This is a genomic window from Curtobacterium sp. VKM Ac-2852 (assembly GCF_013205045.1).
GTDB lineage: Bacteria > Actinomycetota > Actinomycetes > Actinomycetales > Microbacteriaceae > Curtobacterium > Curtobacterium flaccumfaciens.
The window spans coordinates 158,886-178,707 of sequence record NZ_JABMLI010000003.1; the positions used below are offsets into that span (position 1 = coordinate 158,886).

Here is a 19,822-nt window from a genome sequence, read left to right on the forward strand (position 1 = left end):
GCCTCCCGTTCGTCGGTGCTGACGTCGTCAGGCGCGCGCGGACCGGATCCGCTCGGTGAACGCAGCGTGCAGCGGGTGCTCCGCAGCGAGACCGGTGATCTGCGTGGCGACGTCCGCGTCGGACGCGTCCGACGCCAGCAGCGCCTGCAGTTCGACGCTCTGCTCGTCGTCCGCGACGTCGAAGCGGAGTGCCGCACCCATCGCGTCCAGCAGCGCCGTCGGCTCCGTGCCGTCCTCGGCCAGCGCGGCGGCGGGCGAGACGAACCGCTCGTCACGCGACAGCTTGCGGAGCGGCTGGCGGCCGACGCGGGTCACCGTGTCGGGCAGGTGCGGATTCTCGAACCGGCCGATGATCGCCTGCACGTACGCGCGGTGCACCTCGGGGTCGAGCTCGTGCCGGCGGATGAGCAGGTCGCTCGTCTCGGCGAGCACGGACTCGAGCTCGGAGCGCACGGCGGGGATCGCGATGGCGTCCGAGATCTTGTCGGCCCCGGCGACGAAGCCGTGGTACGCGACGGTGGCGTGCCCGGTGTTCACCGTGAAGAGCTTGCGCTCGATCGACGCCGCGAGGCCGTCGACGTAGTGCGCGCCGGGGATCTCCGGCTCGTTCCCACCGAACGGCGTGCGGTCGATGGCCCACTCGAAGTAGGTCTCGACGGTGACGTCGAGTCCGCCACCCTCGGGCTGTGCGGGAACGATGCGGTCGACGGCGGTGTTCGCGAAGACGGCCTTGGCCAGGGCGGCGTCGCGGCCGTCCTCGGGCAGGGCGGCGACGATGAACTCGCGCAGCCGGTCCGTGGCGTTCAGCGCGTTCTCGCACGCCATGACGGCGATCGGTGCGGCGTCCGCGTCACGGGCGACGAGCGCGCGCGCGATGACCGGGGCGATGAACCTCAGGACGTTCGGGCCGACGGCGCACGTGACGATCGCTGCGGTGGCGATCTCGGCGACCACGCCGTCCTCGTCCTGCGCGCTGTTCAGTGCGCGGAAGTTCGTGACCTCGTGGTCCTGGGCGCCGGCCCCGACCTCGTGCACGGTGTACGAGTCGGCCGCGGCCAGGGCGTCGATGAGCGGGGCAGCGACGTCGGCGAAGATGACCTCGTACCCGGCCTCGTGGAGCAGGAGCCCGACGAAGCCGCGGCCGATGTTGCCGGCGCCGAAGTGGACGGCGGTGCTGGTGCTCACTCGTTGACCTCGCCGAGGATCGACAGGATCGCGGCGGTGTCGGCGGCGTCGGTGAGCTTCTGGACCTCGTCCTCGTCGGAGAACACGATCGCGATCTTCGACAGGATGTCGAGGTGCTCGTTGTTCACGCCGGCGATGCCGACGACGAAGCGCACGGGGTTGCCGTCCCAGTCGATCGGGCTGGCGTAGCGGATGAACGACAGGGCGGACGACTTGATGGCGTCCTTCGCGTCGTTGGTGCCGTGCGGGATGGCGAGGAAGTTGCCCATGTAGGTGGACACGCTCTTCTCACGCTCGAGCATGGCCGGGTAGTAGTCGGCCGTGACCGCGCCCGCAGCCTCGAGGATCTCGGCCGCCTCCTTCATCGCTTCCGACTTGGTCGGCGCGGTGTCCTCGGTGTGGATGCGGATCTGGCTCTCCTGCAGGACGGGCATCGGGGGTTCTCCTTGTGTTGAGGACGAGATGGAGGGGACGGGTCAGCCCCGTCCCCTCCGATACTGCACTTCGTTACTGGTTGTGGCGTTACTGGTTCTTCAGCTGCTCGACGACCTGGTCGTACTGCGGAGCGTTCATGAAGTTGCCGACCGACACGTGCTGCGCGTTCGGGTTCTTCTGCTTCGCGCGGTCCGTCAGTTCTTCCTGCGTGATGATCAGGTCCTCGTCACCGGACAGGTTCGCGATCGCCTTGTTGGAGACCGTGACCCCTTCGATGCCCGCCTTCTTGATCTTGTTGCGCAGGACACTGGCGCCCATCGCGCTCGAGCCCATGCCGGCGTCGCAGGCGAAGACCAGGTTCTGGACCTTCGTCGCCGTCGCCGTGCTCGCCGAGCCGACGCCGCCGAGGGAGGCCTCGGCCTCTTCCTCGTTGGCCGGGGAGTTGTTGCCGAGCAGGCCGGCGGTCGCCGCGTTGACGTCGCGGCCCTTGTTGGCCTGGAGCTTCGCCATGGCGGCGCTCATGTCTCCGTCGTTGCCCATCTCGCGGTCACGCTTGCGGGTGGCGAGGAGGAAGAACGACGCGACCGCGAACGTGACTGCCGCGGACAGGACGACCGACAGGGTGACGCCGAGGAAACTGTCCCGCGGCGTGTTCAGGAACACCGCGAAGATCGATCCGGGGGACGCAGGTGCCGTCAGGCCGGAGTTGAAGATGACGTTCGTCAGCACGCCCGTGCCGCCACCGAGGATGACCGCGATGAACATGACCGGCTTCTGCAGCACGTACGGGAAGTAGATCTCGTGGATGCCGCCGAAGAACTGGATGATGATCGCGCCGGGGGCGGTCGAACGGGCGATGCCGACACCGAAGATGGTGAACGCCAGCAGCAGGCCGAGGCCGGGGCCGGGGTTCGCCTCGAGCAGGAACAGGATCGACTTGCCCGACTCCTTGACCTGGTCCACGCCGAGCTGGTCGAGCACGCCGTGGTTGATCGCGTTGTTGAGGAAGAACACCTTCGCCGGCTCGATGAACACGCTCGCGAGCGGGAGCAGGGAGTGGTTGATCAAGAACTCGACAGCTGCACCGAGTGCGGTCGCGATCCCGGTGAAGACCTTCGACAGCCAGAAGAACCCGGCCAGGAACAACCCGAACCCGAGGATGCCGGCGGCGTAGTTGTTGACCAGCATCTCGAAGCCCGGCTTGATCTTCCCGTCCCACAGACGGTCCAGCTGCTTGATGATGTACGCACCGAGCGGCCCGCAGATCATCGCACCGAGGATCATCGTCGAGTTGGACCCGAGGATGACGCCCATCGAGAAGATCGACCCGACGACGGCACCGCGGGTCTCGTAGACCATCCGGCCACCCTGGATCGCGATCGCGAGCGGGATGAGGTACGTCAGGATCGGGCCGACGACGCCGACGACGCTCCCGTCGCGGGAACCGCCGAGCGCCGCGACCGGCGTCCAGCCGTCCGGGATGAAGAAGGCCGTGATGATGCCCCACGCGATGAAGATCGCGATGTTGGGCATGACCATGCCGGAGAGGAACGTGCCGAACTTCTGAACGGCGACGCGTGCGCCGCCCCGCGACTTCGCGGGTGCGTCGGGCGCTGCAACGGACGACGTTGTCATGTGCGGTGACTTTCTGTGTGGTGGAGCTGCTGCGTGGTGATGGGAGGGGTGGTGCTGGGGGTGGTGGCTCAGGCGGCGTGCGTCGCGGCCGCGGCAGCGGACTTCGCGGCCGCCGCCGTGCTCGCGGCGAGTGCCGCCGTCGCCATCTCGCGGGCCTGTTCGAGCGTGTAGCGACCGAGTTCGGCGCGCACGTCGGCCAGAGCCGCGGGGGTCATCGAGAGGGTGGTGGCGCCGAGACCGACCAGGACGACGGCGAGCAGCGGGTCGGCTGCTGCCTCGCCGCAGATCCCGACGGCCTTGCCGGCGGTGGCGCCCGCGGTGCCGAGCTGCGCGACGAGGCGCAGGACGGCGGGGTGCCACGGGTCCTGGTAGGACGCGACGGTGCCGAGCATGCGGTCGGCGGCCATCGTGTACTGGGTCAGGTCGTTCGTGCCGATTGACACGAAGTCGGCGTTCTGGAACACCTGCTCGGCCATCAGCGCGAGCGACGGCACCTCGGCCATGACACCCGCGGTTCGGATGCCGAGTTCGCGGGCCAGGGTGACGAAGTACTCGGTCTCCTCGGCGTCGGCGACCATCGGGGCCATGACCCACAGGTCTGCCTCGGTCGCGGCGTCGGCCTGCGCGAGGGCGGTGAGCTGGTCACGCAGGACCTCGGGGTGGTTCCGCAGGGCACGCAGGCCGCGGCGCCCGAGGGCCGGGTTCTCCTCGTCCTTGTCCGTGAGGAACGGCAGGGGCTTGTCGGCGCCGGCGTCGAGCGCGCGCACGACGACCTTCTTGCCGGGGAACGCCGCGAGGAGCTGACGGTACGACTCGGTCTGCTCGTCGACCGTGGGGGCCTTGGGCGAGTCGAGGAAGAGGAACTCGGTGCGGAAGAGCCCCACGCCCTCCGCACCGAGAGCAACGGCGCCGGCGGCGTCGGCGGGGCTGCCGAGGTTCGCGAGCAGGGGCACGACGTGGCCGTCGGCGAGCGCACCCGCGGTGAGCGGTGCTGCTGCGGCGGCGAGGCGGTCGGCGATGCGCTGGTCGACCTCGGCCACGAGCGCGTCGGACGGGTCGGTCGAGACGGTGCCGGCCACGGCGTCGACGACGACGTGGACGCCGTCGGCCAGGTCGTCGGCACCGGTCACACCGACGATGGCGGTGATGCCCTTGGCACGGGCGAGGATCGCGGTGTGCGAGGTCGGGCCGCCGTCACGGGTGACGAGCGCCAGGACCTTCTCGAGGTCGAGCAGCGCGGTGTCTGCCGGGGCGAGGTCGCGGGCGACGAGGACGAAGGGGGTGTCCGACTCGGGGACGCCGGGGGCGTGCACGCCGCGGAGCTTGGCGATGATGCGCTGGGCGACGTCGTCGAGGTCGGCCGCGCGCTCCCCCATGTAGCCGCCCATGCCGACGAGCAGGTCGCGGAACTGGGCGAACGCCTCGTACACGGCACGCTCGGCGTTGGTGCCGCCGTCGATGCGGGTGTGCACGTCGTCGAGGAGCGTCGGGTCCTGCGCCATGAGCGCCTGGGCCTCGAGCACGGCCTGTGCGTCGCCGCCGGCGAGCTGTCCGCGCTTGTTGAGGTCGTCCGCCACGGCGGCCAGTGCGTCGTGCACGGCCTGCTTCGCGTCGTCGGCCGAGCCCACCAGGGCGTCCTTCGACGGTTCGCCGAGCGGGTCAGCCATCCGGAGCACGGGGCCGTGGGCAACGCCACGGCCGACGCCGGTGCCGAGCAGTTCGGACATTCGAGACTCCTTCATCTCACACGCGCTTGCGGTGGGGTGGATCGTTCGGTGCACACGACACGGGAACGGACCACGCCCGTGCGGCTGAGCAGCACACTACCCCGCTTCGCGTTGACAAACAAACACATCCGGGGATAAAAATACAGAAACAGATGCCCGTTTGCGTCTGGCGGATCGAACGCACGGGGCGACATCGCGGATGTCGTGCCCGAGCATGTCCGTTCCGTTCCGACCCGAGACGACGAGGTCCGATGTACGCACCAGAACGCCACCAGCGCATCGTCGAGCAGGCGCGCGCGCAGGGCCGGGTGGACGTCAAGGACCTGGCCGAGTTGCTCGCCGTCACGCCCGAGACCATCCGCCGCGACCTGACGAGCCTCGAGCGCCGCGGCCTCGTCCGTCGTGCGCACGGCGGCGCGATCCCCGTCGAGCGGATCACCCTGCACCCCGGCGTCGGTGACCGCGGCGGGATCAACCAGACCGAGAAGATGGTCATCGCCGAGGCCGCCCTGGCGGAACTGCCGGAGAACGGCTCGATCATGATCGACGCCGGCACCTCGACCATCTGCCTCGCCGAGCTGCTGCCGACCGACCGCGGGCTGACCGTCGTCACGCACTCGCTCCCCGTCGCCACCGCCGTCGCGAACCGCCCGGGCATCGACCTGCACCTGCTCGGCGGCAACATCCGCAGCGACTCCCTGGCCGGCGTCGGCACCTGGACGCACCAGCTCATCGGCATGGTCAGCGTCGACGTCGCCTTCATCAGCATCAACGGCATCACGCCGGAGCGCGGCCTGACCACCCACAACATGGCCGAGGCCGCCGTGAAGAGCGCGATGATCAAGTCCGCACGACGGAGCATCCTGCTCGCCGACCACACCAAGTTCGGCCGCGAGGAGTTCGGTCGCGTCGCCCCGCTCGCCGCGATCGACACGATCATCACCGACCCCGCCGTCAACCTCGACCTGGTCCGCGAGGTCGAGGCCGCCGGCACCGAGGTCTTCTGGCCCGGCCGACCCTGACCGTGCCCCGTTCCCGCCCACCCAGCGCTCGCTAGCATGAGCCAACCACCCATCGACAGGAGTACATCGATGTCCGAAGCCACCCGCACCGTGACCGTCGCCAGCGCATCCGGCCTGCACGCTCGCCCCGCATCCCTCTTCGTCCAGACCGTGACGGCGTCGGGGCACCAGGTCACGATCGCCAAGGGCGACAAGTCCGGGAACGCCGGCAGCATCCTCGCCCTGCTCGGGCTCGGCATCGAGAACGGCGACGAGGTCATCCTCACCGTGTCGGGCGACGACGCCGAGACCACGGCGGACAGCCTGGTCGAGTTCCTCAAGACGGACCACGACGCGGCCTGATCGCGCAGGTCGCGTCCTGCACGCGACCACCAGACGGACGGGAGGCCCGTGGCTACGCAGCCACGGGCCTCCCGTCCGTCGTCCGATCGCCGCTACGGCGCGATGGGCGGGATCGCGCGCAGCTCGCCCCAGGCGAAGGAGCTCTCGGCGATGAAGTCCTGCAGGTCGTCGGCGAGGTCGTGGAGGAGTCCGGGCAGGTCGTCGACGTCCTCGACGAGGCCCCTCGTACCCTGGGTCTCGCCCCCGATCTCCCAGACGACGCTCATCGAGCTGTCGATGAATTCGTCCTCCTCGTGGTCGAGTTCCCAGTCCCCGTGCGGGCTCACCCAGAAGCGGGCGGAGCGGAACTCGTCCGGACGGAGCATCTGCGCTGCCACGGGTCGGAACGCGGCGAGCAGCTCGCCGACGGTCATCACGACGGTCATGGGCAGATCGTACGACCGAGGGCTGTCGGCACCCGCCGATAAGGTGTTCTGCATGACACGCCTGCGCCTCGCATCCGTCAACGTGAACGGCGTCCGCGCCGCCTTCCGCAAGGGCATGGGCGACTGGCTCGCCACCCGCGACGTCGACGTGCTGGCCCTGCAGGAGGTGCGCGCGTCGAGCGACGACCTGGCGGCGCTGCTCGGGGACGAGTGGGACATCGTGCACGACCCGGCGACCGCGAAGGGCCGGGCCGGGGTGGCGATCGCCTCGCGGCACTCCGCGCAGATCCACCGCGTCGCACTGGGCGCCGACGACTTCGACTCCGCCGGCCGCTGGCTCGAGGCCGACTACGAGATCGGCGGGACGACCGTCACGGTGGTCTCGACGTACGTGCACTCGGGCGAGGTCGACACCCCCAAGCAGGACGAGAAGTGGAAGTTCCTCGACGCGATGACCGAGCGGCTGCCGGCGCTCCGCGAGCACAACCCGCTCGCGGTCGTCGTCGGTGACCTGAACGTGGGGCACGACGAGCGCGACATCAAGAACTGGAAGGGCAACGTCAAGCGGGCCGGCTTCCTGCCGCGGGAGCGAGCCTACTTCTCGCGGTTCTTCGGCGCCGACGGCGAACCGGTCGAGGGTGCCGACGGCTCCACGGGTCCCGGGCTCGGATGGGTCGACGTGGGCCGCGCCCAGGCCGGCGACGTCGACGGTCCGTTCACGTGGTGGTCCTGGCGCGGGCAGGCGTTCGACAACGACACCGGTTGGCGCATCGACTACCAGATGGCGACGCCCGACCTGGCCGCCAAGGTCACGGAGTACACGGTCGACCGCGCCGCGGCGTACGACCAGCGATGGTCCGACCACGCCCCCGTGGTCGTCGACTACGAACTCTGACCCCTCTTCTCTCGCTTCACCTGACGCACCGGAGCACCACCATGACCAAGACCCGCATCTTCTCGGGCATCCAGCCGTCCGCCGGCTCACTGCACCTCGGCAACTACGTCGGGGCGCTCATGCAGTGGAGGACCCTGCTCGACGACTACGACGCCATCTACTGCGTCGTCGACATGCACGCGATCACCTCGCCCCAGGACCCGACCGAGCTCCGCGCGAACACCCGGGCCACCGCTGCGCAGTACATCGCGTCGGGCATCGACCCGTCCAAGGCGACGCTGTTCGTGCAGTCGCACGTGCCCGCGCACGCCGAACTCGCCTGGGTGCTGAACACCCTGACCGGCTTCGGCGAGGCGAGCCGGATGACCCAGTTCAAGGACAAGTCGGCACGCCAGGGCGCCGAGGCCGCGTCGGTCGGGCTGTTCACCTACCCGATCCTGATGGCCGCGGACATCCTGCTCTACGACACCAGGGTCGTGCCGGTCGGCGACGACCAGCGCCAGCACGTCGAGCTCACCCGCGACCTGGCCGGACGCTTCAACTCGCGGTTCGGTGACACCTTCGTCACGCCCGAGGCACGCATCCTGACCGAGACCGCGCGCATCTACGACCTGCAGGACCCGACCAGCAAGATGAGCAAGTCCGCAGCGTCGGACAACGGCCTCATCCGCCTGCTCGACGACCCGAAGCGCACGGCGAAGAAGATCAAGTCGGCCGTCACCGACGCCGAGCGCGAGATCCGGGCCGACCGCCAGGCAAAGCCCGGTGTGACGAACCTGCTGTCGATCCTGTCGGCGTTCACCGGCACCTCGATCGCCGCGCTCGAGGAATCGTTCGCCGGCAAGGGCTACGGCGACCTGAAGGGCGAGGTCGCCGACGCCGTCGTGGCCGAGCTCGAACCGGTCCGCGCCCGCACGCTCGAACTCCTCGACGACCCGGCGGAGCTCGACCGGCTGCTCGCCGTCGGCGCCGATCGCGCCGAGTCGATCGCGCAGGAGACCCTGGCCCGCGTCTACGACCGCATCGGGTTCGTCCCGCGGTCGCGCGGCTGACCGTGCTGCCCGTCACGCTCGAGTCGGCGCGGGTCCGGCTCGACCTGCCCACCCGCGCCGACACCGCGGCGATCACCGAGGCCTGCCAGGACCCGGAGATCGTCCGGTGGACGACGGTGCCGACGCCGTACCGCGAGCAGGATGCCCGGACCTTCGTCGACGCCCTGGTCGGACCGGGTTGGGCCTCGGACCGCGAGTACACGTGGGCGATCCGACCGGCCGGTTCGACCTGGCTCGCGGGCATCATCAGCTACCGCACCGCCGGTCGTGACCTCGGGTTCTGGCTCGCACCGTCCGCGCGCGGCGCCGGGCTCATGCACGACGCCGTCCAGCTCGTCGTCGACTGGGCGTTCGAGCAGGGCGCGCCGGACGTCTACTGGGAGTGCTACGAGGACAACACGGCCTCGGCGGCGGTCGCACGTGCGGCCGGGTTCTCGTACACCGGCCTCGGCGCAGCCCGGGTTCCGGACCGGGACGGCGGCCCGACCACAGCGTGGACCGCACTGCGACGCGCCGACGGCACACCCGCATCCGAGCTCCCGTGGCCCAGCGCCTGAACGCGCTCACAACCGTGGTGACGTGTCACCCAACCGCCGCCGGTAGGCTCGGCCCGTGAGCGACACGGCACGACCCACCGAGGTCCGGGCGATGCGCCGCGGGCTCGAACTCGCGGCCCTCGGGCCCGTCGTCGGCGACCACGCCCGCGTCGGCGCCGTGATCCTCTCCCCCGCCGGCGAGGTCCTCGCCGAGGGGTGGCACAAGGGCGCCGGCACCCCGCACGCCGAGGTCGACGCGATGGCCAAGGTCGATCCGGCACTGCTGCGTGGCGCGACGGCGGTCGTCACCCTCGAACCCTGCAACCACGTCGGGCGCACCGGGCCGTGCGCCGTGGCACTGCTCGACGCCGGGATCGCCCGGGTCGTCTACGCGATCGACGACCCCGGAGCCGACGTGCACGGCGGCGCCGACCGACTCCGCGCCGCCGGGGTCCAGGTCGTCTCCGGCGTCCTGGCCGACCAGGCCGAGGCGTTCCTCGAACGGTGGCTGCTCTCGGTCCGGCTCGGCCGACCGTGGGTCACCGTGAAGTGGGCTTCCAGCCTCGACGGGCGCGCCGCCGCTGCCGACGGCACGAGCAAGTGGATCACCGGCGCCGCCGCACGGCAGCACGTCCACGAACAGCGCGCCGCCCACGATGCGATCCTCGTCGGCACCGGCACCGTCCTGGCCGACGACCCGAGCCTGACCGCCCGCGGGGACGCCGGCGAACTCCTCGCCGACCAGCCGCTCGCCGTGGTGCTCGGTGACCGCCCGGTGCCGGCCGACGCCGCCGTCCGTCGGCACCCGCGCGGGCTCGTCACCCTGCCTGGACACGACCTGGCCACCTCGCTCGGTGCCCTGCGCGGGCACGGCGTGCACTCGGTGTTCGTCGAGGGTGGTCCCACGGTCGCCTCGGCGCTCATCGCCGCCGGACTCGTCGACGAGTACCTGGTGTACCTCGCCCCGGTGCTGCTCGGCGGACCCCGTGTCGCCCTCGACGACCTGGGGGCGGGAAGCATCTCCGAGCGTCGGCGGTTGGACGTACTATCGACCACCAGCCTCGGCCCCGACCTGCTGGTCCGAGCCCGACCGCACCGTCCGCAGCACCAGAACCAGCACCGCCAGCAACAGCAGCACGCGACACCCGGGCTCGGGAACGACGGGCCCACGAACGACCGGAGCACCCCATGACCGATGCGCTGACCTCCCCCACGCCGGGGAGCCCGGTCAAGTTCGAGGTGTCGACGAACGTGCCGACCACCCACGGCACCTTCCAGATGCGCGCTTACCGCGACCTCGTGACGAGCGCGGAGCACGTCGCGATCATCGGCACCCTGCCGGACGGCTCGATGCCAACCGACGGGGCACTCGTCCGGGTGCACTCCGAGTGCCTGACCGGTGAAGCCTTCGGGTCGTTGAAGTGCGAGTGCGGCCCCCAGCTCGACGCCGCGCTCGACACGATCGCCGCCGAGGGCGGTGTGGTCATCTACCTGCGCGGGCAGGAGGGCCGCGGCATCGGTCTCATCAACAAGCTCAAGGCCTACCGCCTGCAAGAGGACGGTCTCGACACCCTCGACGCCAACCTCGCGCTCGGCCTGCCCGCCGACTCCCGCGCCTACGGCGGCGCCGCGGGCATCCTCGCCGACCTCGGGATCACCCGCGTCCGGCTGCTGTCCAACAACCCGGAGAAGCGCCGCCAGCTCGAGGAGCACGGCATCACCGTCGACTCGCTCGTGCCGCTCGTCGTCGGCATCTCGGCACAGAACGCCGGGTACCTGGACACCAAGCGCGACCGGATGGGCCACCAGTTGCCGGAGCACCTCGAAGCCGGGGCCGGCGCGGGCGCCTGAGCGCGCGCCGGTGACGGACGCTGCGGCCAGCTGACTCTGGGCTGATTCGCAGGCAGACGACATCTGTCGTATGATCGGGCTTCCGTCACAAGCGGTCCCCCTCAGCCGAACGCACCCGATCGGTGCCCGCGCCACCCCGCGCGAACCGATCGGTGTCCGCCGTTTCGGATCCTCGTGTTCCCCATCGGGAGCACGCAGCACGGAAGACCCCGCACTGTCATGACCGCCGCCCCGGCACCCGCAACGCCCACCTCCGCTCCGGCACCCGCCGGCAACCCGCGCTCCCGCGTCGTCATCGCGAGCCTCGTCGGCACGTCGATCGAGTTCTACGACTTCTACGTCTACGCGACCGCCGCGGTGCTCGTCTTCCCGACGCTGTTCTTCCCGAACGAGGACCCGACGGCCTCGCAGCTGTCCTCCTTCGTCACGTTCGCCCTGGCGTTCTTCGCCCGGCCGGTCGGGTCGATCGTCTTCGGGCACTTCGGCGACCGGATCGGCCGCAAGACCACCCTCGTCGCATCGCTGCTCGTGATGGGAACCGCCACGTTCCTGATCGGCTGCCTGCCGACGTTCGACACCATCGGGGTCTGGGCCCCGGTCCTGCTCGCCGTGATGCGCTTCGCCCAGGGCGTCGGCCTCGGCGGCGAGTGGTCCGGCGCGGCCCTGCTCGCGACCGAGAACGCGCCGAAGGGCAAGCGCGGCGTGTTCGGCTCGATGCCGCAGCTCGGCGCCCCGATCGGCTTCCTGCTCGCGAACGGCCTGTTCATCGCGATCAACGCGGCGATGCCCGCCGGTGCCGACGGCACCCCGAACGCCGACTTCCAGGCGTGGGGCTGGCGCATCCCGTTCCTGCTCTCCGCCGTGCTCGTCATCATCGGCCTCTACGTGCGCTTCAAGCTCGTCGAGTCGCCGGTGTTCCGCGGTGTGCAGGAGTCCGGCACGGTCGCGAAGGTCCCGCTCGGCCGGGTGTTCCGCACCTCGTGGCGGGCCGTCATCATCGGCACGTTCGGCATGGTCGCCACCTACGTGCTCTTCTACTTCCTGACGACGTTCACTCTGCAGTACGGCACCACCGGCACCGAGAACAGCCCGCTCGTCCCAAAGGTCGGCCTCGGCTACACCCGTGGCGAGTTCCTGACGCTGCTCATGATCGGCGTCGTGTTCTTCGGCATCTTCACCCCGATCGCCGGGCTGCTCGCCGACAAATTCGGCCGCCGCAAGACCCTCATCCCGACCACCATCGGCATCGCGCTGTTCGGCCTGACGTTCCAGTTCTGGTTCGCGGCGTCGAGTGGGCCGATCACCGTGGTGACGTTCCTCATCGTCGGGCTCTCGCTGATGGGGCTGACCTTCGGTCCGATGGGTGCGCTGTTGCCCGAGCTGTTCCCGACGAACGTCCGGTACACCGGCTCGGCCATCGCGTACAACGTCGCGTCGATCCTCGGTGCGTCACTCGCCCCGACCATCGCATTGGCACTCTGGAAGCCGGACGGCGACATCTTCCTGGTGGGCCTGTACCTGACGATCGCCGCGGTCGTGACCCTGGTCGCGCTGCTCTTCGTGCGCGAGACGAAGTCGCAGGCCTTCGCCGCCGCCTGCTCGGCGCGGCATCCGTTGGCCGGGCGGCCCGGGGCCCGCTGGCACCGGGCCTCCCGTCCCTCGTGTGCCCCCCCCCCCCCGCGCAACACGCCGTCGTGTCAGCGGGACGCCGCCTGCCCGCCGAGACGCCGCCGGATTCGGCGGCGTCTCGCGCGCGTGGCGGCGTCGAACGAAGACGCAAGCGTTTGCGCACCCGATGCAGCGCGGCGAGACGCCGTCAACGCAGGTTGACGGATGTCGGTGCGTCAATGTAGGTTGACAGGCATGGACCGACCGACCATCACGAGCCTCGCGGCCGGAGCATCGGGGGACGACCCGTTCTCCGCCCTCGCCAACGTGCGGGAACTGCGCCGTGAGCTCGACCGGACCGAAGAGCTCGCCGCGCGACGTGCCCGCACCGCCGGCGCCTCGTGGCAGGAGATCGCGACGCTGCTCGGTGTCAGCCGACAGGCAGTGCACAAGAAGTACGGCAGAAACTAGGAACACGATGAGCTTCCCCTTCGCACGCCCGAAGACCTCCGACGGCCCCCGCGCCACGTTCGGTCGCCTGCTGTCCTACCTGTTCGAGAACAAGCCCGCGATGGTCGTGATCATCGTGCTGAGCGTCCTCGGTGCGGGGGCCTCGCTCGCGCAGCCGCTCCTGGTCAACCAGGTCATCACCGCGGTGCAGCAGGGCAACACCCTCAGCACGCTCGTGTGGCTGCTGGTCGGGCTCGTCATCGTCGCGGGGGTGCTGAACGGTGTGCAGCACTTCCTGCTGCAGCGCGCGGGCGAGGGCGTCGTGCTCTCCACCCGCCGCAAGCTCATCGCCCGCATCCTCAACCTGCCGATCTCGGAGTTCGACACCCGTCGGACCGGCGACCTGGTGTCCCGCGTCGGCAGCGACACCACGCTCCTGCGGGCCGTCCTGACCCAGGGACTGATCGAGTCGATCGGCGGCGCGCTCACGTTCTTCGGCGCCATCGTCGCGATGGCGATCATCGACCCGCTGCTGCTCGGTATCGTGATCGTGATCGTCCTGATCGCCATCGTCGTCGTCGGCGGGCTGAGCCGTCGCATCCGGGTCGCCTCGAAGCGTGCGCAGGAGAAGGTCGGCGACCTCACCGCGGCCGTCGAACGCGGGATCGGCGCGGTCCGCACCATCCGAGCGGCCGGCGCCACCGAGCGCGAGGTGCGCGAGGTCGACGGCCACGCGACCGAGGCCTACAAGCGGGGCCTCGACATCGCCAAGATGTCCGCCTTCGTCGTGCCCGTCGCCAGCATCGTCATGCAGGTCGCGTTCATCGCCGTCCTGGGCGTCGGCGGGGCACAGGTCGCCGCCGGCACCATCACCATCGCGACGCTCATCACGTTCATCCTGCTGCTCTTCATGATGATCATGCCGCTCGGCCAGGCGATGGGCGCGGCCGTGGCCGTCGCTCAGGCGCTCGGCGCGCTCGGCCGGATCGAGGAGATCCTGCACCTGCCGACCGAGTCCCAGGACGACGAGTCGGTCCGACCGGCCGCAGCGGTCGCCACCGACGACGCCATCGCGTTCGAGCACGTCTCGTTCCGGTACCGCGCCCAGGCGGACGCCTCGGGTGCCGACGGCGCGGTCGCGTCCGACCCCGCGGACCGTCCAGGAGGCCCGGATCACGTCGACGACGAGCGCCCGGCCGACGACGTGGTGCTCCACGACGTGTCGTTCCGGGTGCCCCGCGGCTCGCGCGTCGCACTCGTGGGCCCGTCCGGTGCCGGCAAGTCGACGACCCTGGCGCTCATCGAGCGGTTCTACGACCCCACCGACGGGGTCATCCGCCTGGGTGGCATCGACGTGCGCGGCATGGATCGCGACGAGCTCCGTGCCCAGATCGGCTACGTCGAGCAGGACGCCCCCGTGCTCGCCGGCACGATCCGCGCCAACCTGCTGCTCGGGTCGCCGAACGCCACCGAGGACGACTGCGTCCGGGTGCTCGAGGCGGTCAACCTCGGCGAGGTCCTGCACCGCGATCCCCGCGGTCTCGACGCGCAGGTCGGCGAGGACGGCGTGATGCTCTCCGGTGGGGAACGGCAGCGCCTGGCCATCGCCCGCGCGCTGCTCGCCGCTCCCCCGATCCTGCTGCTCGACGAGTCGACGTCGTCACTCGACGGGGTCAACGAGCAGAAGATGCGGCTCGCGATCGACGCCGTCGCCGAGGACCGCACCCTGCTCGTGATCGCCCACCGGTTGTCGACGGTGGTCGACTCCGACGTGATCGTCGTGCTCGAGCACGGCCGCGTCGTCGGCAGCGGCACGCACTCCGAGCTCGTGGAGTCGACGCCGCTCTACCGCGACCTGGCGAAGCACCAGCTGCTCGTGTGAGTCCGGGGACGGCCGTGAGCACCGCGGCCGTACCGTCGACTCGGACTCAGGCGGCGAACGGGTCCGGCGTCAGCACGTAGACGGTCTCGAGGTACTCCTCGATGCCCTCGTGCGAGCCCTCGCGGCCCAGGCCCGAGGACTTCACGCCGCCGAACGGGAACGCCGCATTGGACACGACGCCCGTGTTCAGCCCGAGCATGCCCGTCTCCAGGCGTTCGGCGAGCCGCTGGCCGCGCCGGAAGTCGGTCGTGAAGGCGTAGGCGATGAGTCCGTACTCGGTGTCGTTCGCGAGCCGGATCCCCTCGTCCTCGGTGCTGAAGCGCGTGACCGAGGCGACCGGTCCGAAGATCTCCGTCGTCATGATCTCCGAGCCGGGCTGCACGTCGTCGATCACCGTCGCCTCGTAGAAGGTGCCGGGGCGGTCGATCCGGTGGCCGCCGGTGACGAGCCGGGCACCGCGGCCGAGGGCGTCGTCGACGAGCGAGGCGGCCTTGTCCACGGCCCGGTCGTCGATGAGCGGTCCGAGCGTCGTGCCGTCCTCGGTCCCCCGGCCGACGCGCAGGGCGTCCACCTTCGCGGTGAGGGCCGCGACGAACGCGTCGGCGATGCCGTCCTGCACGAAGAACCGGTTCGCAGCGGTGCAGGCCTCGCCCGTGTTGCGGAACTTCGCGAGCATGGCCGCGTCCACCGCCTCGTCGAGGTCGGCGTCGTCGAACACGAGCAGCGGAGCGTTGCCGCCGAGCTCCATGCTCGTCTTGAGCACGTTGTCCGCCGCCTGCTTGAGGAGCGCCGAACCGACCGGGGTCGAACCGGTGAAGGTCAGCTTGCGCAGGCGCGGGTCGGCGATGATCGGCTCCGACAGCCCCTTGGCGTCACTCGACGGGATCACGTTGAGCACACCGTCCGGCAGCCCGGCACGGCGGAACAGCTCGACCAGGAACAGGGTCGTCAGCGGGGTGAGGTCGGCCGGCTTCGCGACCACCGTGCAACCAGCGGCCAGGGCCGGTCCGATCTTCCGGGTCGCCATCGCGAGCGGGAAGTTCCACGGGGTGATCGCGTAGACGGGGCCGACCGGACGCTTCAGCACGATCGCGCGGCCGGTGCCCTCGGGGTTCGTGCGGTAATCGCCGGTGATGCGGACCGCTTCCTCCGAGAACCACCGCAGGAACTCGCCGCCGTAGACGACCTCGCCGCGGGCCTCGGCCAGCGGCTTGCCCATCTCGAGCGACATCAGGGCCGCGAGGTCGTCGGCGTGCTCGTGCACCAGGTCGAAGGCCCGGCGCAGGATGTCCGACCGTGTGCGCGGGGCCGTGGCTGCCCAGGACTCCTGCGCGGCGGCCGCGGCGTCGAGGGCGGCGATGCCATCCTCGGGGGTGGCGTCCGCGACATCGGCCAGGACGGCTCCGGTCGACGGGTCGTGCACGGCGAACGTGGACCCGCTCGACGAGGCACGCCAGGTGCCGCCGATGAAGAGTCCGGTGGGGACGCCCTCGACGCGGACGTGCTCGTCGGCGACGGTGGTGGTGGTGGTTTCGTTCGTGGTGGTGTCGGTCACAGTCGTGCTCCTCCTGGGTTTGCGAGGCCCTCGTCCATGTCGCTGCGGTCGACGTGTCCGCCGGCCGCCCGGATCTCGTCGAGCGCCCGGGCGCTGCGCTCGGCGTCGACGCCGGCCACCAGGTCCTCGTACACGGCGACGTCGAGGCCCGCGGCACGGGCGTCGAGTGCCGAGGCCCGGACGCAGTGGTCGGTTGCGATGCCGACGACGTCGATCGTGTGCACGCGGCGCTCGGCGAGCACGTCGGCCAGCGGGACGCCCGCTTCGGTCACGGCCTGGAACGCCGAGTAGTCCGGCGTGCCCTGGCCCTTGAGGACGTCGACGTCGATCAGGGCGGTGTCGAGGTCGGGGTGGTAGTCGGCGCCGGGCGTCCCGGCGACGCAGTGCACCGGCCACGTGTCGACGAAGTCGGGTCCTTCGGGTCCGGCGAAGTGTCCGCCGTTGTCGTCGTCCCCGTGGTGCCAGTCGCGGGACGCCACGATGAGGTCGTACTCGTCCCCGTGCCGACCGAGGAACGCGGTGATGCGCTTCGCGAGCGCCGCTCCCCCGGTGACCGCGAGCGCACCGCCCTCGGTGAAGTCGTTCTGGACGTCCACGACGAGCAGTGCTCTTGCCATGGGTCCATCCAACACCCGTCGGCTCAGGAGCCGGTGAGCTTGCTCCCGCACGAGTAGGTCGCGGCGGTCACCGCGTCGAGTGCCGGCAGTGCCGCCGCGCGCGACGAACCGATGGCGTAGAAGGCGAAGGTCAACCGGGACCCGTCGGCGGCGTCGATGTAGCCGCCGAGGGTGTTCGCGCTGTCGATCCAGCCCGTCTTCGCGTGCACCTTGCCACGGGCGACCGCGTTCGCGCCGGTGAACCGGCTGGCGAGGGTACCGGACTGCCCGGACACCGGCAGGGCGTTCGCGAGCGTCCCGAGGCCCTTCGCTCCGGAGGCGACCTGCACCATCAGGTGGGCGACGAACTCCGGCGACACGGCGTTCGAGGCGCTCTCGCCCGAGCCGTCCTTGATCACGATGCCGGCCGGGTCGAGGCCGTAGGAGCGCAGCGCCGACTGGTACACGGACGACAGGGACGCCGCCGAGCCGTTCGACCCGGACTCCTTCGAGGACACCCGGGCGAGCATCTCGGCCAGGGTGTTGTCCGAGTTCGGGATCATCTGCCCGATGAGCGTCGACACCGGCTGCGAGGAGACCGTGGCGATCGTCTCGGTGCCCGTGGTCGCCCGCTTGACGATCTGCGCGGAACCGGCGCCCGCGACTCCTGCGTTCGCCAGTGCCGTGCGGAAGGCGACACCCGCCCGCCCGACCGGGTCCTCCGACCGCGGTGACGTCGCCGCTGCGGGGTTCGCTCGGTCGCCGTCGACCATCAGCGCGGTGACCTCCGGCTGGTACCCGATGGTGCGCTCGGAGACCGGCCACGTGGGGTCCCAGGCGTCGGCATCGCTCCAGTAGGAGTCGTCGGTGACGATCGTGGTGACCGGGGCGGCACCCACCTTCGCCTTCACCTGCTGTGCGAGCTGGGCGAGGGTCGGGGCGCCCGGGTACACGGTGCCGCCGCCCGCGGACAGCGTCGCGTCACCGTGCCCGACCAGGGCCACGGTGTTCGCGGACTCCCGTGTGACGGTCGTCGGGATGCGGTGGTCACCCCCGAGCACGGAGAGCGCGGTCGCCGACGTCAGGGTCTTCATGACGCTGCCCGTCTGGGCGGCCCGCTCGCCGTGCTTCGAGAACAGCACCTTGCCCGTCTCGGCGTCCATCACGTACCCCTCGAAGTCGCCGAGGCCGCTCGCCGACGCAGCCGTCGCGATCGAGCAGGTCCGGAGGGCGGAGGGGCCGGCGAGGTCGTCCGGCACCGCGCGGGTGTCGGCGGTCGGCGTCGGGGACGGCTTCGCCGTCGGGCGCTTCGTGGTGGTCGTCCGGTCCGGAGCCGAGGACGCGGTCCGGGTCGAGCTCGGCGCGGCAGAGCGGGAGTCGGGGGTCGTGGCCGCTGCGACGGCGACGGCCCCACCGGAGCCGACCACGAGCAGCGCCGCGAGACCACCCGCGATCCAGGGGACCGGGCGTCGTGCGGCGGAGGCGCGCGCTGCGGTGACGGCGGCGCGGAACCGCTCCGGGACGGAACGCGGGGTGGGCTGCTGCTCGGACATCGTGACCGATCCTACGGAACTGCGGCAGGAGCCTCCAGGCCGGGGGCGGGATCCGTCGAGGACGGGTGCCGGATCAGGGAGCCGTGCCGGGACCGTCGGCGGGGTACCGGACCCCGACCTGGCGACGTGCCTCGTCCAGCACCGCCATGATCGCGACGGTCTCGTCCGGGTCCATCGGGCCGCCGTCGTGGCGGCCCGACGTGATCATCGTCTCGAAGGCGCGTGCCTCGTGCTCGTAGCCGGCGAGCTCCTCGCGACCGTCGAAATCCTCGACCACGGCGCCGTCGCGGTCGCGGATCCGCCAGGTGGTCGGCGTGTACCAGGTGGAGTCGAGGTCGATGCGGCCGGTCTCGCCGATGATCGACGCCGTGTTCGGGCTCCGCAGGTCCATCCCGAAGTGGATCATCGACTGCGCGCCGCCCGGGTGCGTCATCACCAGGCCCATCTGCTCGTCGACGCCCTGCTCGCTCAGCGTGCCCGCTGCGACGAGCGCGGTCGGCACGCCGAGCACGTCCACCGCGAAGGACACCGGGTAGATCCCGAGGTCGAGCATCGCTCCCCCACCGAGTGCAGGGTCGCGCAGCCGGTGACCCGGGTCCGTCGGGAGGGCCTGGTGGTGGGTCGCCTCGACCACCACCGGGCGACCGATCCGACCCTCGGCGACGATCTCGCGGATCATCGCCATCTGCGGCAGGAAGCGGGTCCACATCGCCTCCATCACCGCGACGCCCGCGTGCCGAGCTGCGTCGACGACCGTACGGGCCTCCTCCGCGGTCATCGTGAAGGCCTTCTCGACCAGGACGTGCTTGCCCGCCCGGATCGCGAGCAGGGCGTCCTCGGCGTGCCGGACGTGCGGGGTCGCGACGTAGACCGCGTCGATGCGCTCGTCCGCCACCAGGTCATCGTAGGAACCGTGGGCCCGCTCGATACCGAACTCCGCGGCGAAGGCCTCGGCGTGTTCGCGGGTGCGGCTGCCCACGGCGGTGAACACGATGCCGGCCGCGGTGCAGTCACCCACGAAGGACCGTGCGATGCCGCCTGTGCCGATGACTCCCCAGCGAACCGTCATGGGT

At 70.8% G+C, this 19,822-nt stretch carries 18 protein-coding genes and 1 pseudogene; 10 read left to right on the plus strand and 9 right to left on the minus strand.

Annotation, left to right across the window (positions count from 1 at the left end):
- Nucleotides 1-27 precede the first annotated feature (27 nt).
- From HQQ79_RS11875 to ptsP, 4 genes are all read right to left on the minus strand, one after another.
- The gene (locus tag HQQ79_RS11875) at nucleotides 28-1,185 is read right to left on the minus strand and encodes a mannitol-1-phosphate 5-dehydrogenase (RefSeq protein WP_173034541.1); all 1,158 of its coding nucleotides are present in this window, start codon (nucleotides 1,183-1,185) and stop codon (nucleotides 28-30) included.
- Nucleotides 1,182-1,619 (minus strand): PTS sugar transporter subunit IIA, encoded by a 438-nt coding sequence (locus tag HQQ79_RS11880; protein WP_071244331.1) that lies wholly within the window; start codon nucleotides 1,617-1,619, stop codon nucleotides 1,182-1,184. Before HQQ79_RS11880 ends, HQQ79_RS11875 begins: the two co-directional genes overlap by 4 nt.
- A gap of 88 nt (nucleotides 1,620-1,707) precedes the next feature.
- A complete protein-coding gene (locus HQQ79_RS11885; RefSeq protein WP_173034543.1) occupies nucleotides 1,708-3,255 on the minus strand; it encodes a PTS mannitol transporter subunit IICB in 1,548 nt (515 codons plus the stop codon).
- Nucleotides 3,256-3,323: 68 nt separating this feature from the next.
- On the minus strand, nucleotides 3,324-4,982 hold the full coding sequence (ptsP, locus tag HQQ79_RS11890; RefSeq protein WP_027466424.1) for a phosphoenolpyruvate--protein phosphotransferase: 1,659 nt from the start codon (nucleotides 4,980-4,982) through the stop codon (nucleotides 3,324-3,326).
- Nucleotides 4,983-5,233: 251 nt separating this feature from the next.
- Between ptsP and HQQ79_RS11895 the strand changes: the two genes are divergently transcribed.
- Both HQQ79_RS11895 and HQQ79_RS11900 read left to right on the plus strand, forming a co-directional pair.
- Nucleotides 5,234-6,004, plus strand: coding sequence for a DeoR/GlpR family DNA-binding transcription regulator (locus HQQ79_RS11895; RefSeq protein ID WP_027466423.1), 771 nt, complete (start codon nucleotides 5,234-5,236; stop codon nucleotides 6,002-6,004).
- 69 nt (nucleotides 6,005-6,073) lie between these two features.
- Nucleotides 6,074-6,346 carry an HPr family phosphocarrier protein gene (locus HQQ79_RS11900; protein ID WP_173034545.1) on the plus strand — a complete coding sequence of 91 codons (273 nt, stop codon included), beginning with the start codon at nucleotides 6,074-6,076 and terminating at the stop codon, nucleotides 6,344-6,346.
- Between the two features lie 92 nt (nucleotides 6,347-6,438).
- Here HQQ79_RS11900 and HQQ79_RS11905 read toward each other — a convergent pair whose 3' ends face one another.
- The gene (locus HQQ79_RS11905; protein ID WP_173034547.1) at nucleotides 6,439-6,771 is read right to left on the minus strand and encodes a hypothetical protein; all 333 of its coding nucleotides are present in this window, start codon (nucleotides 6,769-6,771) and stop codon (nucleotides 6,439-6,441) included.
- Nucleotides 6,772-6,823: 52 nt separating this feature from the next.
- Between HQQ79_RS11905 and HQQ79_RS11910 the strand changes: the two genes are divergently transcribed.
- The 8 genes and pseudogenes from HQQ79_RS11910 (at nucleotide 6,824) to HQQ79_RS11945 (ending at nucleotide 15,045) form a co-directional block, all read left to right on the plus strand.
- A complete protein-coding gene (locus HQQ79_RS11910; protein WP_173034549.1) occupies nucleotides 6,824-7,666 on the plus strand; it encodes an exodeoxyribonuclease III in 843 nt (280 codons plus the stop codon).
- A 41-nt stretch (nucleotides 7,667-7,707) separates the two neighbouring features.
- The gene (gene trpS, locus HQQ79_RS11915) at nucleotides 7,708-8,718 is read left to right on the plus strand and encodes a tryptophan--tRNA ligase (protein ID WP_173034551.1); all 1,011 of its coding nucleotides are present in this window, start codon (nucleotides 7,708-7,710) and stop codon (nucleotides 8,716-8,718) included.
- A 2-nt stretch (nucleotides 8,719-8,720) separates the two neighbouring features.
- A complete protein-coding gene (locus tag HQQ79_RS11920; protein ID WP_173034553.1) occupies nucleotides 8,721-9,275 on the plus strand; it encodes a GNAT family N-acetyltransferase in 555 nt (184 codons plus the stop codon).
- 91 nt (nucleotides 9,276-9,366) lie between these two features.
- Complete coding sequence (ribD, locus tag HQQ79_RS11925) at nucleotides 9,367-10,446, plus strand: bifunctional diaminohydroxyphosphoribosylaminopyrimidine deaminase/5-amino-6-(5-phosphoribosylamino)uracil reductase RibD (RefSeq protein WP_216852546.1); 1,080 nt, start codon at nucleotides 9,367-9,369, stop codon at nucleotides 10,444-10,446.
- Nucleotides 10,447-10,475: 29 nt separating this feature from the next.
- A pseudogene (ribA, locus tag HQQ79_RS11930) lies at nucleotides 10,476-11,105 on the plus strand (GTP cyclohydrolase II); the annotation flags it as partial.
- A 219-nt stretch (nucleotides 11,106-11,324) separates the two neighbouring features.
- Nucleotides 11,325-12,935 carry an MFS transporter gene (locus HQQ79_RS11935; protein WP_367948095.1) on the plus strand — a complete coding sequence of 537 codons (1,611 nt, stop codon included), beginning with the start codon at nucleotides 11,325-11,327 and terminating at the stop codon, nucleotides 12,933-12,935.
- Between the two features lie 33 nt (nucleotides 12,936-12,968).
- Nucleotides 12,969-13,184 (plus strand): hypothetical protein, encoded by a 216-nt coding sequence (locus HQQ79_RS11940; RefSeq protein WP_027466417.1) that lies wholly within the window; start codon nucleotides 12,969-12,971, stop codon nucleotides 13,182-13,184.
- A 7-nt stretch (nucleotides 13,185-13,191) separates the two neighbouring features.
- Complete coding sequence (locus HQQ79_RS11945; RefSeq protein WP_173034557.1) at nucleotides 13,192-15,045, plus strand: ABC transporter ATP-binding protein; 1,854 nt, start codon at nucleotides 13,192-13,194, stop codon at nucleotides 15,043-15,045.
- A 46-nt stretch (nucleotides 15,046-15,091) separates the two neighbouring features.
- Here the strand turns inward: HQQ79_RS11945 and HQQ79_RS11950 are convergent, their stop codons facing one another.
- The 4 genes from HQQ79_RS11950 to HQQ79_RS11965 all read right to left on the minus strand — a co-directional run bounded on the left by HQQ79_RS11950 (nucleotide 15,092) and on the right by HQQ79_RS11965 (nucleotide 19,818).
- Nucleotides 15,092-16,600, minus strand: a complete 1,509-nt coding sequence (locus HQQ79_RS11950) for an NAD-dependent succinate-semialdehyde dehydrogenase (protein ID WP_173034559.1) — start codon at nucleotides 16,598-16,600, stop codon at nucleotides 15,092-15,094.
- Complete coding sequence (locus HQQ79_RS11955) at nucleotides 16,597-17,217, minus strand: isochorismatase family protein (RefSeq protein WP_173034561.1); 621 nt, start codon at nucleotides 17,215-17,217, stop codon at nucleotides 16,597-16,599. The genes HQQ79_RS11950 and HQQ79_RS11955 overlap by 4 nt, the downstream gene beginning before the upstream one ends.
- A 23-nt stretch (nucleotides 17,218-17,240) precedes the next feature.
- The gene (gene dacB / locus HQQ79_RS11960; RefSeq protein WP_173034563.1) at nucleotides 17,241-18,749 is read right to left on the minus strand and encodes a D-alanyl-D-alanine carboxypeptidase/D-alanyl-D-alanine-endopeptidase; all 1,509 of its coding nucleotides are present in this window, start codon (nucleotides 18,747-18,749) and stop codon (nucleotides 17,241-17,243) included.
- A 73-nt stretch (nucleotides 18,750-18,822) separates the two neighbouring features.
- Nucleotides 18,823-19,818: a Gfo/Idh/MocA family protein gene (locus tag HQQ79_RS11965; RefSeq protein ID WP_173034565.1), complete on the minus strand. Its 996-nt coding sequence runs from the start codon at nucleotides 19,816-19,818 to the stop codon at nucleotides 18,823-18,825.
- Between the last annotated feature and the right edge of the window lie 4 nt (nucleotides 19,819-19,822).

Bases quoted from the DNA above. Each gene is read 5' to 3' on its own strand.
- HQQ79_RS11955 (WP_173034561.1), bottom strand. From the start codon at position 17,217: ATGGCAAGAGCACTGCTCGTCGTGGACGTCCAGAACGACTTCACCGAG.
- ribD (WP_216852546.1), top strand. From the start codon at position 9,367: ATGCGCCGCGGGCTCGAACTCGCGGCCCTCGGGCCCGTCGTCGGCGAC.
- ptsP (WP_027466424.1), bottom strand. From the start codon at position 4,982: ATGTCCGAACTGCTCGGCACCGGCGTCGGCCGTGGCGTTGCCCACGGC.
- HQQ79_RS11935 (WP_367948095.1), top strand. From the start codon at position 11,325: ATGACCGCCGCCCCGGCACCCGCAACGCCCACCTCCGCTCCGGCACCC.
- HQQ79_RS11900 (WP_173034545.1), top strand. From the start codon at position 6,074: ATGTCCGAAGCCACCCGCACCGTGACCGTCGCCAGCGCATCCGGCCTG.
- HQQ79_RS11885 (WP_173034543.1), bottom strand. From the start codon at position 3,255: ATGACAACGTCGTCCGTTGCAGCGCCCGACGCACCCGCGAAGTCGCGG.
- dacB (WP_173034563.1), bottom strand. From the start codon at position 18,749: ATGTCCGAGCAGCAGCCCACCCCGCGTTCCGTCCCGGAGCGGTTCCGC.
- HQQ79_RS11880 (WP_071244331.1), bottom strand. From the start codon at position 1,619: ATGCCCGTCCTGCAGGAGAGCCAGATCCGCATCCACACCGAGGACACC.
- HQQ79_RS11895 (WP_027466423.1), top strand. From the start codon at position 5,234: ATGTACGCACCAGAACGCCACCAGCGCATCGTCGAGCAGGCGCGCGCG.
- HQQ79_RS11945 (WP_173034557.1), top strand. From the start codon at position 13,192: ATGAGCTTCCCCTTCGCACGCCCGAAGACCTCCGACGGCCCCCGCGCC.
- HQQ79_RS11905 (WP_173034547.1), bottom strand. From the start codon at position 6,771: ATGACCGTCGTGATGACCGTCGGCGAGCTGCTCGCCGCGTTCCGACCC.
- HQQ79_RS11965 (WP_173034565.1), bottom strand. From the start codon at position 19,818: ATGACGGTTCGCTGGGGAGTCATCGGCACAGGCGGCATCGCACGGTCC.
- HQQ79_RS11940 (WP_027466417.1), top strand. From the start codon at position 12,969: ATGGACCGACCGACCATCACGAGCCTCGCGGCCGGAGCATCGGGGGAC.
- trpS (WP_173034551.1), top strand. From the start codon at position 7,708: ATGACCAAGACCCGCATCTTCTCGGGCATCCAGCCGTCCGCCGGCTCA.
- HQQ79_RS11910 (WP_173034549.1), top strand. From the start codon at position 6,824: ATGACACGCCTGCGCCTCGCATCCGTCAACGTGAACGGCGTCCGCGCC.